This is a genomic window from Pseudoalteromonas sp. MMG012 (genome assembly GCF_018100875.1).
Classification (GTDB): domain Bacteria; phylum Pseudomonadota; class Gammaproteobacteria; order Enterobacterales; family Alteromonadaceae; genus Pseudoalteromonas; species Pseudoalteromonas aurantia.
The window spans coordinates 94,398-109,614 of record NZ_JAGJEF010000006.1 but is presented as its reverse complement, the minus strand read 5'-3'; the positions used below and the strand labels follow the sequence as shown (position 1 = coordinate 109,614).

At 37.9% G+C, this 15,217-nt stretch carries 14 protein-coding genes; all 14 read left to right on the top strand.

Features of this window, described 5'->3' with window-relative positions:
• Positions 1-20 precede the first annotated feature (20 nt).
• The 14 genes from J8L97_RS03760 to J8L97_RS03695 all read left to right on the top strand — a co-directional run bounded on the left by J8L97_RS03760 (position 21) and on the right by J8L97_RS03695 (position 15,216).
• Positions 21-1,472, top strand: a complete 1,452-nt coding sequence (locus J8L97_RS03760; protein WP_211047913.1) for a hypothetical protein — start codon at positions 21-23, stop codon at positions 1,470-1,472.
• A gap of 75 nt (positions 1,473-1,547) precedes the next feature.
• On the top strand, positions 1,548-2,270 hold the full coding sequence (locus tag J8L97_RS03755) for a sulfotransferase family 2 domain-containing protein (RefSeq protein WP_211047912.1): 723 nt from the start codon (positions 1,548-1,550) through the stop codon (positions 2,268-2,270).
• Positions 2,267-3,514 carry a polysaccharide biosynthesis C-terminal domain-containing protein gene (locus J8L97_RS03750; protein ID WP_211047911.1) on the top strand — a complete coding sequence of 416 codons (1,248 nt, stop codon included), beginning with the start codon at positions 2,267-2,269 and terminating at the stop codon, positions 3,512-3,514. Before J8L97_RS03755 ends, J8L97_RS03750 begins: the two co-directional genes overlap by 4 nt.
• A gap of 44 nt (positions 3,515-3,558) precedes the next feature.
• Positions 3,559-4,809, top strand: coding sequence for a glycosyltransferase (locus J8L97_RS03745; RefSeq protein WP_211047910.1), 1,251 nt, complete (start codon positions 3,559-3,561; stop codon positions 4,807-4,809).
• Positions 4,806-5,771, top strand: coding sequence for a sulfotransferase (locus J8L97_RS03740; RefSeq protein WP_211047909.1), 966 nt, complete (start codon positions 4,806-4,808; stop codon positions 5,769-5,771). The genes J8L97_RS03745 and J8L97_RS03740 overlap by 4 nt, the downstream gene beginning before the upstream one ends.
• On the top strand, positions 5,772-6,554 hold the full coding sequence (locus J8L97_RS03735; protein WP_211047908.1) for a putative capsular polysaccharide synthesis family protein: 783 nt from the start codon (positions 5,772-5,774) through the stop codon (positions 6,552-6,554).
• A gap of 9 nt (positions 6,555-6,563) precedes the next feature.
• Positions 6,564-7,772 (top strand): glycosyltransferase family 4 protein, encoded by a 1,209-nt coding sequence (locus J8L97_RS03730; RefSeq protein ID WP_211047907.1) that lies wholly within the window; start codon positions 6,564-6,566, stop codon positions 7,770-7,772.
• Positions 7,773-8,010: 238 nt separating this feature from the next.
• Positions 8,011-8,754: a WecB/TagA/CpsF family glycosyltransferase gene (locus J8L97_RS03725; RefSeq protein WP_211047906.1), complete on the top strand. Its 744-nt coding sequence runs from the start codon at positions 8,011-8,013 to the stop codon at positions 8,752-8,754.
• A 47-nt stretch (positions 8,755-8,801) separates the two neighbouring features.
• Positions 8,802-10,103, top strand: coding sequence for an oligosaccharide flippase family protein (locus J8L97_RS03720; RefSeq protein WP_211047905.1), 1,302 nt, complete (start codon positions 8,802-8,804; stop codon positions 10,101-10,103).
• 2 nt (positions 10,104-10,105) lie between these two features.
• Complete coding sequence (locus tag J8L97_RS03715) at positions 10,106-10,657, top strand: acyltransferase (protein ID WP_247688515.1); 552 nt, start codon at positions 10,106-10,108, stop codon at positions 10,655-10,657.
• A gap of 71 nt (positions 10,658-10,728) precedes the next feature.
• Positions 10,729-11,790 (top strand): glycosyltransferase, encoded by a 1,062-nt coding sequence (locus J8L97_RS23915; RefSeq protein ID WP_211047904.1) that lies wholly within the window; start codon positions 10,729-10,731, stop codon positions 11,788-11,790.
• Positions 11,791-11,801: 11 nt separating this feature from the next.
• Entirely contained in the window at positions 11,802-12,815 is a 1,014-nt protein-coding gene (locus J8L97_RS03705) for a glycosyltransferase family 2 protein (RefSeq protein WP_211047903.1), read from the top strand.
• A gap of 156 nt (positions 12,816-12,971) precedes the next feature.
• On the top strand, positions 12,972-14,252 hold the full coding sequence (gene tviB, locus J8L97_RS03700) for a Vi polysaccharide biosynthesis UDP-N-acetylglucosamine C-6 dehydrogenase TviB (protein WP_211047902.1): 1,281 nt from the start codon (positions 12,972-12,974) through the stop codon (positions 14,250-14,252).
• A 19-nt stretch (positions 14,253-14,271) separates the two neighbouring features.
• The gene (locus J8L97_RS03695; protein ID WP_211047901.1) at positions 14,272-15,216 is read left to right on the top strand and encodes a Gfo/Idh/MocA family protein; all 945 of its coding nucleotides are present in this window, start codon (positions 14,272-14,274) and stop codon (positions 15,214-15,216) included.
• The last annotated feature ends 1 nt before the right edge of the window (position 15,217 follow it).

Genomic DNA, 15,217 nt, shown 5'->3' with positions numbered 1-15,217 from the left:
AAACTAGGAGAATGGAAAAAATGTTTAATAAATCTCTACTTACAGTAGCTTTAGCTGCTGCTGCGTTCGGTGCGTCAGCATCAACAATCGAAGCTGTAAATGTAACATCTGCAGAAGTTACAGGCGCTGCTGCTGCTGCGTTTGCAGTAACAACTCGTTATGACGCTGCTGGTAAAGCAACTGCGGCTACAGTATCTAGCGAAGGTTTAGCACTTGCGAGCAATGCAATTACGTTGGAAGCTGTTACAGCAGGCGCAACAGACAGTAACCTAGCCGTTCTTTTTGCACCAGGTGCAAAATACCCAAATGGTTCAGCGGTTACTTTTGAAATTTCAGGTGCTGAGTTCTTAACTACTGGCACTAACCCATCTTTAGATGTTGCAGCAGACACTTCTGCGAATACACCTGCTCTAAGAGATACTGCACAGGGTCAAGACATGCAGTTTCTTAGCCGTGCAGCTACAAAGTTAGTATTCCAAGTAAATGATGATGCTGATGAACATGATCAAAAGTTCCTATTGAACGCTGCTCTTACTAAAATTACTGGTGATGTAACGATTACAGCTTTCGCATCAACGCCTGTAGTTTCTGAGATTGATAAGTCTTCATTCAAAATTTCGACAAATAAATCTGAGCTTGCAGCTAAAGCAACAGCTGCAACAGGTGTGATTGACGTATCTAAAGATCGCTTATCTTTTGTTGATACAGTTGCTGCAACAGGTGCTTCAGCTAAAGCTGACTTCTCTGTTACTGTAACTAAAACAGCTGCTAATATCTTACCAGTTTCAGATAAAGCAGTAGAAATGACGTTAGTAAATGACCTTTCTGTATTTGATACAGATGCTGATGGCCTGTTTGACGACGGCGTAACTATCGCATCTAAAGATGCTAACGTTACTCTAACGTATGACAAAACTAAAAAGACTACTGTGCTTTCTAGAACTAACGCTGCATCATTCGCAAATGCGTATGGTCTAGACTTCACTGTACCAGCAGCTAATAAGCTTGTACTAGCGCCAACTACTTGGACTGGTAACCTAAAAGCAACTTATACAAATGGTACTAAAGATGGCGTATTCAATAGCACAGTTTCTTTTGGTTCATGGACACTAAACGGTTCAGTTGTTGACGTACCTTATATGCCATTTGGTGACAACACTGCTGCAATTCTTCGTCTAACGAATGAGTCAAGCAAAACTGGCGACCTAACAGTACGTTACATGCTTGAAGCAGATTCTGCAGGTAACAATGCAGTTACAGCTTGGAAATCAGTAGGCGTAGTAGCTAGCATTGGCCCTGGCGTAACTAACATTTCTGATGTTGTTATGAATGCAATTAAAGCAGATGCAGGCGTTACAAAAGGTAAAGTAGCAATTGAGTTGACTACTAACGTACCTACAGCTGACGTTAGCGTTACAGCTATCTTCAAAGTAATTAGTGAGCAAGACCGTGGTGTTGTTGCTACTAAGTAATTTGAATTAGTTTTGAAAAAGCGAGCTTCGGCTCGCTTTTTTTATGTATTTAGTTCTAAATAAAAGTATCAAAATATGATTTCCACAAAAGATAATTGTTTATTTGTGCATATTCCTAAAGTTGCGGGTCAGAGCATTGAGTTATTTTTTGTTGAGCGCATGGGTTTAACCTGGCAGCAAAGAAGTGATTTGTTACTCAGGCCAAATGAAGACCGACTTATGGGCCCTCCTCGTTTAGCGCACCTGTATGCTCAAGAATATGTTAAATACGGATATTTGAGCTCTGAGCAATTTTCACAATATTTTAAATTTAGTTTTGTCCGTAACCCTTGGGCTAGGTTAGTGTCGGAGTATACTTACCGCAAAGCGCTTGGCCATGAGCAATACCAACGTAGTTTCAAATCATTTTTACTTGATGCGTTTCCAGAACCAAAGGACGATGATTTTATCCGCGGAGTAGATCATTACCGTCATATAGTACCTCAAACGAATTTTCTTTATGATCACGATGGTAATTGCTTGGTTGATTTTATTGGTCAATTTGAGTCGCTACAGCAAGACTTTTCAAAAGTATGCAAGTACCTGGGCATTAATAATTCCACACTTCCTCATAAAAATAGTACTGCGGATCTGGGCTCTAAAAATTTACTTGAAAAGCTATATCAAAAATTTGTAAAGTTGCCAAAAAAACCACAATTACACTACAGTGCATATTATTGTGATGAAACAATCGATTTTGTCAGCAAGTATTATGCTCAGGATATCAAGCGTTTTAATTATACATTTGAGACTCAATGAATAATCGGAATGCCAATCTATATCGCGCAGTAGCTGTATTTTTAGTCAAAGTGGGATTTGTTTCGGCAGGCTTTATATTAATGGTTTTCGTTACGCGACATTATGATAGTGAGAGTGTTGGTGAGTATTTTTGGTTTTTATCAACGGCTACCATACTTTCCTCTTTATTTCGACTAGGGCAAGAGAATGAACTTATAAAACGTGTCGCACAAAGCTGCGGTAGCCAAGATACAGCCATTTTTACAACTAAAGTTTTGATGCTGTTAGGTGTATTATCAGTGATTTTTTTGTGTGTATCATTACCCATATATCTGTTGGCATTTGACGATATTTTTGGATTTTTTGTAATATTTATTGTTGCTAGTACATCAGCTGGTATCGGTATTCTTTGCAGTACTTTACAAGCTAAAGGGTATACTGTCATCCAGCAATGTTTGTTAAACATACCTCGAACACTTACATTGATCTTTGCGCTTTTTGGCGTCACTTTGTTAGAGGTAGAGCTTTCATTAACACAGATGTTGGTCCCAGCATTTTTACTTGGGCTTGGGCTTTCTTTTGTTGTTTACCGACTTCATGGCCTCTCTTTTTCTCGCACGGGCATTGGTCTGCTCACGAATAAAAAACAAACGTTGAATTATTTAGCCATTGGTTTCTCAGTGGTGGTTATTTCTGAATTTGCAATTGTATTATTAGGCTTGTTAAGTGATACAAATGAAGTCGCACTTTTTGGTGTTGCGAGCCGATTATCATATTTGGTAGTTTTTATTTTACTTGCATTTAATTCAGTGATAGCGCCTCAATTTGCACAGCTTTATAAAAATAATCAGCTCAATGAACTGATTGCTCGTTATCAAAAAGCAAGAAGGCAAAGCTTGCTGATTGCACTTGTTTTAGCAATTGTTTTTTTCAGTGCAAGTAATCCGTTTTTATCCTTTTTTGGAGCGCATTATCAGCAAGCGAATGTTATTCTCGCAGTGCTACTTTTGACTCAAGTTGTTAAAGTGGCGGTAGGTTCTGCGGGGCAATTATTGATGATGTCAGGTCATGTGTTTTTACAACGGCAATGTATTTTGAGCGGAGTATTCATATTGGTGACGTGTTGTTGTTTTTTAATTCCGCATTATGGTGCTTTGGGGGCAGCTATTGCTGTGTTCAGCTCGGCCAGTGTAAATAATTTACTGGCACTTTATTTTGTAAATAAGTACCTGTCTATTCCCTTTAGCTTGGCTAAATCTAAGTAATTTTGTAATATAAACCCAGACTAAACTTCATAATTGACGCCAAATTGAAAATAGCTATTTTTATTGATGTATTCCCGATTGCGTCACAAACCTTTGTATTGAATCAAATCACCTCACTAATTGATTTAGGAATTGATGTCGAGGTTTTGGCTCTGTATGCAGGTGATCAGAGCATACTAAAGCGGCCTGAATTAGCGCCTTATAGACTCTCAGCTAAATGTCGTTATCTTTTAAGTAATAAATCTTCGAAAATACAGCTGTTGGTTCATCGGCTATATCAAGTTGGTAAAGGGCTACTTAATGCTCAAGTTCGCAGCCGAGTTTTAGCAGGGCTCAGCCCTCGGTTTTATGAACAAGCAACAAACTTAATGTTAAGTACTATTGCTGCAGGTCATAGGCAACCATTGACATACGATTGGGTGATAGCCCATTTTGGCTCTTCTGGAGTTGTTGTTAATCACCTCCGGCAAATAGGTGTTTTACAAGGTGATATTGCCACAGTTTTTCATGGTCATGATATTACGGCAGAATTGAGTGTTAAAAATACCCAAGCACATTATGCTAATTTATTCAGTCAAACTGAGCTTGTCTTACCAATTAGTAACTTATGGAAAGAGCAACTGTTAACACTTGGTGCAAGTGAGCATAAAGTTCGAGTGCAACGCATGGGGGTCGATTTGTCATTATTTAGTGCCCCAATGCAACGCAAGGGTGAAGTGGGTATATTGAATATATTTACGGTAGCACGCTTTTCAGAGAAAAAAGGCTTAAGTTTTGCGCTCAATGCCTTAGCCAAATTGCCCAGCCATATTGAATTTCAGTATCATCTTGCTGGGTATGGAGAGCTAGAGGGAAGCTTAAAGCAACTCGTTCAGCAGTTAGGTATAGCAAGCAGAGTTAAATTTTTAGGGCCACTACCGCCTGAACAAGTTGCGGAGAAAATGCAATGGGCTGATATATTTTTACAACCTAGTATTACCGCATCTAATGGCGATAAAGAGGGAGTGCCGGTGAGTATTATGGAAGCGATGGCGTCAAACGTTGCTGTAGTGAGTACGTTCCATAGTGGGATCCCTGAGTTGATAGAACATCAGCGACATGGTTTATTGGCTCCAGAAAAAGATACTCAGGCATTGGCACACCATATTGAGTTCTTAGCAAATAACCCTAAGCGACGAGCTGAAATCACGAAGGCTGCAAAAATACAAATTGAACAACTTGGTGACGTAAAACGGTTGAATAAAGACTTGGTTCACTTTTTAGTGCATTACCGCAATATGGGAGTGAAGAAATGAATAACAACACCGCGCCGTTGATCGAGTCATTTACTGCTCCTGACTTTGTTATTGCAGGCGCAATGAAATGTGGAACTACAACCTTGCATCAGATGCTAGCTCAACACCCAGGCATTTTTATGGCGAATGACGAGCTTTTTTACTTTGATATGGATGATATAGCACAGCATCCAGACTTTTTGTTTAAGGAACATGAAAGACTATTAACCCATGATCAGGCTCGAGACCCAAAACATTATCAGTCGTGGTATGAATCGCGTTTTAAAGAGGCCAGTGAAGGTCAGCTGAGAGGTGAAGACTCTACAACTTATATGTGCTCTGAACTGGCTGTAGCTCGACTAGCAAAGCTTAAACCGGAGATGAAGCTCGTAATTATGCTGCGTCAGCCTAGTAAACGAGTATATTCACATTATTGGCATATGGTCAGAGCAGGGCGAGCGATTTATAGTTTTGAAGATACACTGCGCTTTCAACCAAGCCTATTATTGCAACGCAGTGATTACTGTAATCAATTAAAAATAATATATCGATATTTTGCACATGAGCAAGTTAAAGTTATTTTATTTGAAGATTTAGTCAAAAATGCAGACTCGGTGATCCGTGATGTATGTGTGTTTTTAGGTGTTTCCGAAGATAAACTACCAAGCGACGTAAGCACTATTCATGCGAATAAAGGGCAAGTTCCGATGTTTTTTCGGCTTCATCTATTAAAATGTCGATTATTTAGAGAAGGTAGTAGTAAAGCTTATCAAACACATTTTACCGATGCGAAGATAAAAAATAGTAGGCCATGGTATGAAAAGATTTATCGAAAGCTAAACCCTATGATAAATAAAAAAGCGCCCCAAATTAGACCCGATCACAAAGAACTCTTAGATAGTTATTTTTCGAAAACGATGATCGATATTAATGAATTGACTGGGCAGCGTGTTTTTGAAACATGGTTTAGTAAGGAAGATTAAATGTTACGTCGAATTAGAGTATATAAGGCACTTTATAAAAAGTACCATGATCCAAATAGTGTGTTTATTTATCAAATGGGAAAAGTGGGCTCCACTGCACTAGAGCAATCAATTGATAATGCGATTCATATTCACAACTTTTATAGTAGGACTCACCCATGCTCGCTAAGATTGAAGGGGCTTGCGGGTTTTGGTTGGCGTTATTACTGTAAACGCTTAGAGCAAGAGTTGGAGCTGTTAATTAAACGCTTAGCTTTTCGTGCGCGGGCGCATACCAAGATTATTACTTTGGTTCGGCCTGCTCAAGAACGTAATGTATCGATGTTTTTTCATGATTTAGATTGTTATTTGTATGCGTTGTATAGCAATTGCGATAGAACATCGACGCCGCCATTAGCAACTAGAACTCAAGATCCTGCTGTATTAATTAAAGCATTTGAAACTCATTATGACCACAGTTACCCTTTAACTTGGTTTGACTATGAATTTAAAAAAATGACAGGGATTGATATTTATGCTGAAAATTTTGATAAAGAACGTGGCGTGATGTATAGAAAAAATAATAAATATGATGTGATGTGTATAGATATAAAGCAGTTACGCGATTGTGAAAAACCGTTATCCACTTTCTTAAACCAAACTGTAGTGTTGGACGGTGCAAATCAAGCTGACCACAAATGGTATGGAGTATTATATAGGCAGTTTAAGAAGGAGTATGTTCCAGCTACTCAGCTTGTTAAATTACTAAGCAATAGCAAATACACTGCGCATTTCTTTAAATAAGTAGCATCAATGAAAAACCATATTATTTTAGTGAGTAATGCATATTATCCAAATATAGGGGGGATAGAGAACTCACTCTACCACTTAGCTAAGTCTTATCAAAAAGATGGTTATCATGTTGACATTCTTGTTGGTGATATAAATTTAGTTAATGATAGGAGCCTTCCCTCATTTGAAGCTCTTGATGGTATTAATGTACATAGATTTGGGGTAAGGCAGTGGTGGTGCAGGTTCCCTATTTTGCGAAGTTTTGCACGTTACATTGATATGAGAAAGAAGCTTAAAACCTTGATTCATTGTGATACGTTAGGAATAGTTAGTCGTTATCATGATACTACTGTGATAGCCAAAATTTTTTGTAAACTACCGGTAGTCTATTTAGTACCTGGTGTTGTACAAGAACAAGATAAGCCAATCAATACATCGATTGAACTGGGATATTTTTCGTATATAAAAAAGGTTGGCCGTTTATATGTACATAGTATGGTTCAACAACTTGCGTTTCGCATGGCTAATCAATTAGTTGTATTTAGTGAGAATATGAAAAAGCAGGTTGAACATAGTTTAAAGTGGTCCCCCCCCCAAATAACAATTACCAAACCAGGGGTTGACTGTCGGCGCTTTCAGCCTTTAGAGGTTATACAAAAGCACAATTTAAAATCAGAACTGGGCCTACCTTTAACGGGGACGTTGTTGTTAGGTGTCGGCCGATTAGTTAAAGCGAAAGGGTTTAATCTGTTAATTGAAGCTTTGTTACATTCTGATAGCTGTTACGCAATTATTATAGGGGACGGCCCGGAAAAAAACGCACTGACAGAGTTGGCTAAAGAGCTTCATGTGGAAGCTAGAGTGATGTTTATCGGAGCTACTAGTGAGCCGAGCATTTATTATCAAGCAGCTGATATATTTATGATGACCTCTACGTATGAGCCATTAGGGCAAATTGTATTAGAAGCATTAGCATCCGGTTTACCTATTGTTGCATTTTCAAATAAAGCAGCGCCACAAACTGCAACATCAGAATTAATAACGAATAGAGAGTGTTTGTTTGTTGATATGATCTGTGCAGCTGAGCTTGGCAATGCAATTGGTCGATTGGTAAGCAACCCAGTCTTAATTGACCAGTTAAGCGTAGCAGGGCGCAACCTGGCATTAGATATGTATGATTGGAGGAGTTTGGCCATGACACTCAAAGTCCAATTGCAAAGTCATCAATAACCAGTAAGGTTGTTTGTTTTGTGAACTCGTGGTGTTTTTTGTGTTAACTTAAAGTGGAGAGGAGGCTATATTTGGTAGAGCATTCAAAAATAATAATTTTCAGTGGTTTCTGTTGCTACTAACAGGTAAAATGCTGACCGCTTATTTTTGAGCTTAGATTTGTTTTGACTAAACTGGTTTAGTTCAATTTTGTTGCTGTTCCTAGTTTAATATAGTTATGTATTTAAAAGGCTCATAGATGCATGTGATTTTACAAAAAGTAAAAAACTCTCCCGATATTTTCGAACAATTTAGTAAATTAAGATGTCAAACTGAGTGTCATAATACAGAGGTTATTACTTTTGTTAACCCGTTTTCGTATTTACAACTGAGGGAAGAATTACAAACAGTTGAACAGGTTGATGCAATTTATAGTGACGCAATTTCCTCAGCGAAGCTCTTTTCACGCTTTTTCAATAAAGAAGTCCCACGATTAAGCTTTGATCTAGGATCATTTGCGCGGCACTTTCTTGAAGAAGCTAATAAGCATGGCTTCCCTCTATATATTATCGGGGCTAAACCTGAGGAAATAGAGAAAACAGTCCATATTTTCCAAGAAAATTACCCTGGGATCAATATTGTTGGTTACAGAGATGGCTATTTTTCGAATGATAATGAGGTGGTTGATAGCATTTTAAGGTCAGGTGCCGAGTTTGTTATTTGTGGTTTAGGGAGCCCTAGACAAGATCAATTTTCCGTTTTATTAAAAGAAAAAGCGAAAGGTCAAATTAAGCAAATTTATACGTGTGGCGGGTTTTTACATCAAAGTAGTGAAAAGGTTCAGTATTACCCAACCTTTATTAATAAATATAACTTAAGGTGGTTATATCGAATTTTTGATAATGGATACGTATTGAAGCGTTTACTTAAAGATTACCCGATTTTTTTCTTCTTGATTTTCAAGGATTTAAAGGTTTTCAAAGAACATGAGTTCAGACGGTGATTGCAATAACTAGCGCCTGGCTGGCTCGTCTACGTAGTAATAGGTATGTGTACTCAATTGTGATGCTGGTTAGTGGTACGGGGTTAGGGCATTTACTAACCTTTTTATCATTGCCAATTTTAACAAGGCATTTCTCGCCTAATGATTTTGAGGTACTAGGTGTTTTTGTTGCAATTGTCGCTTTGCTGAGTAGTGCTGCGTGCTGCCGTTTTGAAATAGCGATTCCTTTGCCAAAAAGAGATAAAAATGCGTTAACTTTATTTCTCCTATCTTTAATATGTACGACAATTATCTCTTTATTAAGTTTGATATTGATTCTAATTTTTGAGAGTAAAATCCTTGAAGCGTCCTCTGTACCTGTGTTTATTTTATACCTTGTTCCTATCGGCGTGTTTTGTGCAGCGACATTTAATGCCTTACAATTTTGGGCAACTCGAGAAAAAGCATTTGATTTAGTCGCGAAAACGCGTGTATCTCAAGCAGTTGCGGGCAATGGAACTCAATTATTAGCCGCTTTTTTAAGTATCCCTTCCGGATTGGTTTTTGGGCAGCTGCTTAATTATGTATCAGGTATTTTCTCTACCTCTAAGTATTTATTAACTCACCATGGGCAGGTGTTAAAAACTATTAAGAAGAAACACCTGTACTTTATTGCTCGACGCTATCGTCAATACCCACAATTGTCTACATTTGAAGTTTTGGCAAATAATGGTGGCATCCAATTACCGATCGTTTTGATTGCATACTTTGTGGTTGGGCCTGAAGCAGGGTATTTGTTCTTGGCTTTGAAAATACTTCAAGTTCCTATGGCGTTGATAGGAGGCTCAATAGCACAAGTTTTTTACGCAGAAGTAGCTAAAGCCTCCAAAGATCAAGTTGCAATGATTACTGAAAAGAATCTTTTGTCATTACTGAAGCTAGGTGTAGGGCCTCTCATTTTCATAGGATGTACAGCCGAGGTTTTTTCTGGTTACATTTTTGGAGATGGTTGGCGTAGGACGGGAGAGATAATGATGATACTCACCCCTTGGTTTGCATTACAATTTCTTGCCTCACCAATCTCAATGATCATGCATGTAAACAATGCTCAGAAACAAATGTTGTGCCTAACCCTGTTTGGGTTTGCTATCCGAATTGGAAGCCTCATTTTTGCGTACTTTGTATTTTCTGATCACTATACTGAATTTTTAGGCTTAGCGTGTGCGGTTTTTTATCTTATATGCTTAATTACATTTAGCTATAAATCAAATGTGAGCTATTACCGATTACTAGGTCAAGCGGCTATACCAATAGGTATCGTATTTTTGTGGGCCATTTTGGCTGTGGCTGTTCGAGGAGTGTTTTTGTAAAAATGAAAATGTTGATAGCGAAATATATACTTTTGCCATTCCTTAAGTTGTTTTTTGATAAAAAATATCTAAAAGGTCGTTGGTTTGACAATAATATACAAGGGTATCGTTTTGCCTTTAGAGCTTTGATTGCTAGAAATATTTTAAGGTTAAGTCACCCTTTACGGTGCCCTGTGAGTTTGCATTGCAACATATCAAATATGGAGAATATTACCTTCGACCCAGAGGACATAAATAATTTTAACTCGTCAGGCACCTACTTTCAAAATTTCAATGGGCACATTACTTTGGGGAAAGGTACTTATATCGCTCCTAATGTTGGTATAATCACCTCAAATCATGATCTAAAAGATTTATCGGTTCATTTACCGGGTGAAAATGTTGTTTTGGGTGAAAGTTGTTGGGTTGGAATGAATAGCGTTATTTTACCTGGAGTCACACTCGGTGCAAATACTGTAGTTGCGGCCGGAAGTGTCGTGACAAAGAGTTTTCCTGATGGTGGGGTTATTATAGGTGGTTCCCCTGCAAAAGTTATTAAACAGTTACCGCACTAAATACGACTCTCAGAAATGAAAGTGTATATTTTAACCATTTTAATTGATTTGTTATTGGAGATTGTTGTTTCGTGAAAGTGGCTTACTTACTTATTTTGAAAGGTGCAAAGTATCGAAGTGTATTTGATAAAGTGATTGCGCAAGTTGATAAGTGGAACGTGATAGGTGCAGATACTCGACTTTTTTTAGTGACGGATCAGCAGTATGATTTTCATCGCTCAGTAACTACGATTATTGAAGGCAGCAAGTTACAAGAAATAACAAAGCTTAACAAAGCAATAGATGAGTTTTCACCAGATATTGTTTATCATCGATTATGGGTTTTATCGCCTTTTCTAATCGGGCTGCTAAATAAATACAAGCTTGTTTCAGAAATAAATACAGACATAGATGAAGAGTTACTGATAGATAAATATAGCTCTAAAAAAGGCTTTATAACATACCTCTATAATGCAATAACTCGCCGTTATTATTACAAACGTATACATGGTTCTGTGGCTGTAACAAAAGAATTAGTCAATTATCGAGGTTTAGAAAACTGTCTTGTTCTACCTAATTCAATCGATGTTGAGTCTTTTGCATATCGAAAAAGAGAAATGGAACGGCAAATACCGAGCATATTATTTATTGGGACTCCAGGACTTAACTGGCATGGGGTTGATTTATTGGTTAAGTTTGCTAAATATGCAAAAAACCGAATACATTTTCATGTTGTTGGTTTTAATGATACGAGTACCACTGAGTCTTTATCAAATATTACATTTCATGGTTATCTCCCCATGGAAAAGTACTCAGAAATTGCTCGTCAATGCTCTATTGGCTTAGGCACTCTGGCTTTACATCGTAAAAATATGATGGAGGCGTGCCCTTTAAAGGTGAGAGAGTATTTATCAGCTGGATTACCAAGTGTATTACCCTACAAAGACACTGCATTTTTGGATGAACGGCCAGATTGGATATTGAATGTTAGTAGCAGTGAAGATGGGTTGAGTAAAGAAGCAATGGAAAAAGTGATTGAATTTGCTCAAGAGTATAAAGATTATATTATTCCCAAAGAAGACGTTCTAAAATATATTGATAGTAATGCTTTAGAGCAAAAACGAGTCGACTTTTTTAGCTGTATAGCAAAGTGAAAGATATCAAAATGAGTGAATTCAGAGACAGACTAGTTTCCATATTAATACCGGCTTATAATTGCGAGAATACAATTGAAGAGGCATTTAATTCAGCCTATAACCAAACATATCAAAACCTTGAAATTATTGTTCTTGATGATGCGAGTTCGGATGGAACAAATGAAAAACTGATGCAGCTAGCAAAGAATAAAAGCAATGTGTGTATCTATAAAAATGAAAAGAACTTAGGATATCTGAGAACGTTTAATAAGTTGTTTTCATATGCAAAAGGCGATTATATCACTTTTCTTGATTCGGATGATTGGATATCACTAGATAAAATAGAAAAGCAAGTTGAATTTTTAGATAATCAGCATGAATATGGCTTCTGTGGTACGGGTTTTAATCGTACAAATAGTAGAGGAAAAGTGTATCAGAGTGTCGTGCTGCCCCAAGATGACGCAGAAATTAAAGAGCAACTTCGCACGCAAAGTGAAGTGTGTTTTTGTGGTTCATCAGTAATGGTTAGGCGCGAGGTGATTGAAAGTACAGGTGTATATCGTGAGTATTTTAGCGGCTGTCCAGCAGAAGATTATGATTGGATAAGGCGGATGTCGAACAAATACAAAAGTTACAATTTACCAGAGCCATTATATAATTACCGCTTTGCTGTTGGGTCTTTAACAAGAAATGTATCTTATGACGTAAAAGCTCAATCTGCATCTGAAATTGCGTGGTTTTTTGATAAACAACGAGAAAAATATGATGGTGATGATGCATTAAGTCGTTATGAGTTGTTACCTGAATTAGAGCTATTCTTATCAGGGAAGCAGCGGGAACTTGATAGTAACCCCACTAAGCTATTGTTTAGAAAAGTGGTAAATGAAGCTGTTGGTGGGGAATATAAACCCATTTGGTCAACGTGCCAAGAAATATCAAAAATTAGCGTAGTAAAAGCGTTCGCAGCTTTAGTCGTTGCTTGTGGAATATTGATTATTCCAAATGACTTTTTACTGATTGTAAAGTCGAAGTTCAAGCGGTAGCCATTTGATGAATGTTGTTTGAAAAAACAGGTAATAGCACGTTTGGTTTAGAGTAATTACGGCCTTTAGGCTGCAACAATGACATCACTGCGAGAATGAATAGTATAGACATTAATGTGAATGTCAGTGCTCAGTATTAATGAAAGAGAGTAATGAATGTTTAACCCTTTGAAGAACATTAAAATTGGTGTGATAGGTTTAGGATACGTCGGTTTGCCGTTGGCTGTTGAGTTTGGTCAGAAGATTGATGTTATAGGCTTTGATATCAATACGGGGCGTGTTGATGAGTTACGCTCTGGAATTGACGCAACACTAGAAGTGACTACGGAGCAGCTTGCACAGGCAGACAAGTTGAAGTTTACAAGTGATAGTGCTGAATTAGCAGACTGTAATGTATATATCGTAACTGTTCCAACTCCTATCGATGATAATCATGTGCCAGATTTGACACCTTTGCGAAAGGCATCACAGTTACTAGGCAAGTATGTTGCGAAAAATGACATTGTGATTTATGAATCTACGGTATACCCAGGTGCAACGGAAGAAGTATGTATTCCGATCATTGAAAAAGTGTCGGGTCTTAAGTTTAATCAAGACTTTTATGCTGGCTATTCACCTGAGCGAATTAATCCGGGTGACAAGGTAAACAGACTAACGAAGATTGTAAAAATAACCTCGGGTTCGACTCCTGAAGTGGCGCAATTTGTTGATGACTTATATGGCTCAATTGTGGAAGTGGGTACACATAAAGCGTCATCAATTCGTGTTGCAGAAGCGGCAAAAGTGATTGAAAACACTCAACGAGATTTAAATATTGCAGTTATTAATGAGTTTGCCAAAATCTTCAATCGCTTAGATATTGATACTGAAGAAGTACTTAACGCAGCTGGCACTAAATGGAACTTTTTAAAGTTTAAGCCAGGCTTAGTGGGCGGTCACTGTATTAGTGTTGACCCATATTATTTAACCTATAAAGCTGAAGAGGTGGGCTACCGCCCTGAAGTGATATTAGCAGGCCGACGTATCAACGACGGCATGGGGGAATATGTAGCCACCCAGTTGGTTAAAAAGCTATCAAGCAAAAAAATACACATTGATGAAGCAAAAGTGTTGGTTTTAGGTTTTACCTTTAAAGGTGATTGCCCTGATGTTCGAAATACAAAAATTATTGATATTGTCAAAGAGCTTGCTGATTTTAATATGTCGGTTGATGTGTACGATAGCTGGGCAAGCCCAGAAGAAGTTAAACATGAATATGGCATAGAGTTAATAAACACCATAGAACAAGGTCAATATGATGGTATTGTGTTGGCTGTTGATCATCATGAATTTAAAGAATGGGGGGTTGATAAAATCCGCTCTTATGGAAAAGCACAGCACATTTTATATGATGTAAAGCATGTATTAGACCCAAACCAAGCTGACATTAGACTATAAAACTGAATTGGATTAAAAAATGAAAAACTTTGCACTGATCGGCGCAGCAGGATATATTGCACCACGTCATATGAAAGCCATTAAAGAAACGGGTAACTTGCTTTCTGTAGGGTACGATATAAATGACTCAGTAGGGATCATTGACAGCATTTCACCACAAAGCGAGTTCTTTACCCAATTTGAACGTTTTTATGATCATGCCTATAAACTTAAGCGCAATGAACACACCAAGCTTGATTACGTCTCAGTGTGTTCACCGAACTATTTGCACCACTCACACATCACTGCTGGGTTGCGTTTAGGGTGTGATGTTATTTGCGAAAAACCGCTGGTGCCTACTATTGCTGAGTTAGAAGACCTAATACTCGTTGAGCAAGAAACGGGTAAAAAAGTATTTAACATTCTGCAGTTACGCCACCATCAAGCCATATTAGACTTAAAATCGAAAGTTGAGTCTGCTAATTCAGATGACAAACATGAAGTTGAGCTAACTTATATTACCTCGCGTGGTAATTGGTATATGGAAAGCTGGAAGGGCGACCCACGTAAGTCGTTTGGCGTTGCTACCAACATTGGTGTACATTTTTTTGATATGTTGCACTTCATTTTTGGCAAGCTACAGCGCAATGATCTGCACTTTATGAACAATGATAAAGCGGCGGGTTATTTAGAATATGAAAATGCCCGTGTTAAGTGGTTTTTATCAATAGATGCTAATGACTTGCCTGAAAGTGTGCAAGGTAAGCAGCCAACATATCGCTCCATTACGTGTGATGGGGAAGAGCTTGAGTTTTCAAAAGGCTTTACCGACTTACATACCATTAGTTATCAAGAGATCCTCGCTGGCAGAGGGTATGGGTTAGAAGATGCACGTCATTGTATTGAAACCGTTAATGCAATACGTAATGGTAAAACCCATATTGAAAACGAGAATGAAGTCCACCGTTTTGTAAAAGGCGCTTAAT

Excerpts from the sequence above, each read along its gene's own strand:
- J8L97_RS03725 (WP_211047906.1), top strand. The coding sequence starts at position 8,011 with ATGCATGTGATTTTACAAAAAGTAAAAAACTCTCCCGATATTTTCGAA.
- J8L97_RS03730 (WP_211047907.1), top strand. The coding sequence starts at position 6,564 with ATGAAAAACCATATTATTTTAGTGAGTAATGCATATTATCCAAATATA.
- J8L97_RS03760 (WP_211047913.1), top strand. The coding sequence starts at position 21 with ATGTTTAATAAATCTCTACTTACAGTAGCTTTAGCTGCTGCTGCGTTC.
- J8L97_RS03695 (WP_211047901.1), top strand. The coding sequence starts at position 14,272 with ATGAAAAACTTTGCACTGATCGGCGCAGCAGGATATATTGCACCACGT.
- J8L97_RS03740 (WP_211047909.1), top strand. The coding sequence starts at position 4,806 with ATGAATAACAACACCGCGCCGTTGATCGAGTCATTTACTGCTCCTGAC.
- J8L97_RS03705 (WP_211047903.1), top strand. The coding sequence starts at position 11,802 with ATGAGTGAATTCAGAGACAGACTAGTTTCCATATTAATACCGGCTTAT.
- J8L97_RS03715 (WP_247688515.1), top strand. The coding sequence starts at position 10,106 with ATGAAAATGTTGATAGCGAAATATATACTTTTGCCATTCCTTAAGTTG.
- J8L97_RS03755 (WP_211047912.1), top strand. The coding sequence starts at position 1,548 with ATGATTTCCACAAAAGATAATTGTTTATTTGTGCATATTCCTAAAGTT.
- J8L97_RS03735 (WP_211047908.1), top strand. The coding sequence starts at position 5,772 with ATGTTACGTCGAATTAGAGTATATAAGGCACTTTATAAAAAGTACCAT.
- tviB (WP_211047902.1), top strand. The coding sequence starts at position 12,972 with ATGTTTAACCCTTTGAAGAACATTAAAATTGGTGTGATAGGTTTAGGA.
- J8L97_RS03750 (WP_211047911.1), top strand. The coding sequence starts at position 2,267 with ATGAATAATCGGAATGCCAATCTATATCGCGCAGTAGCTGTATTTTTA.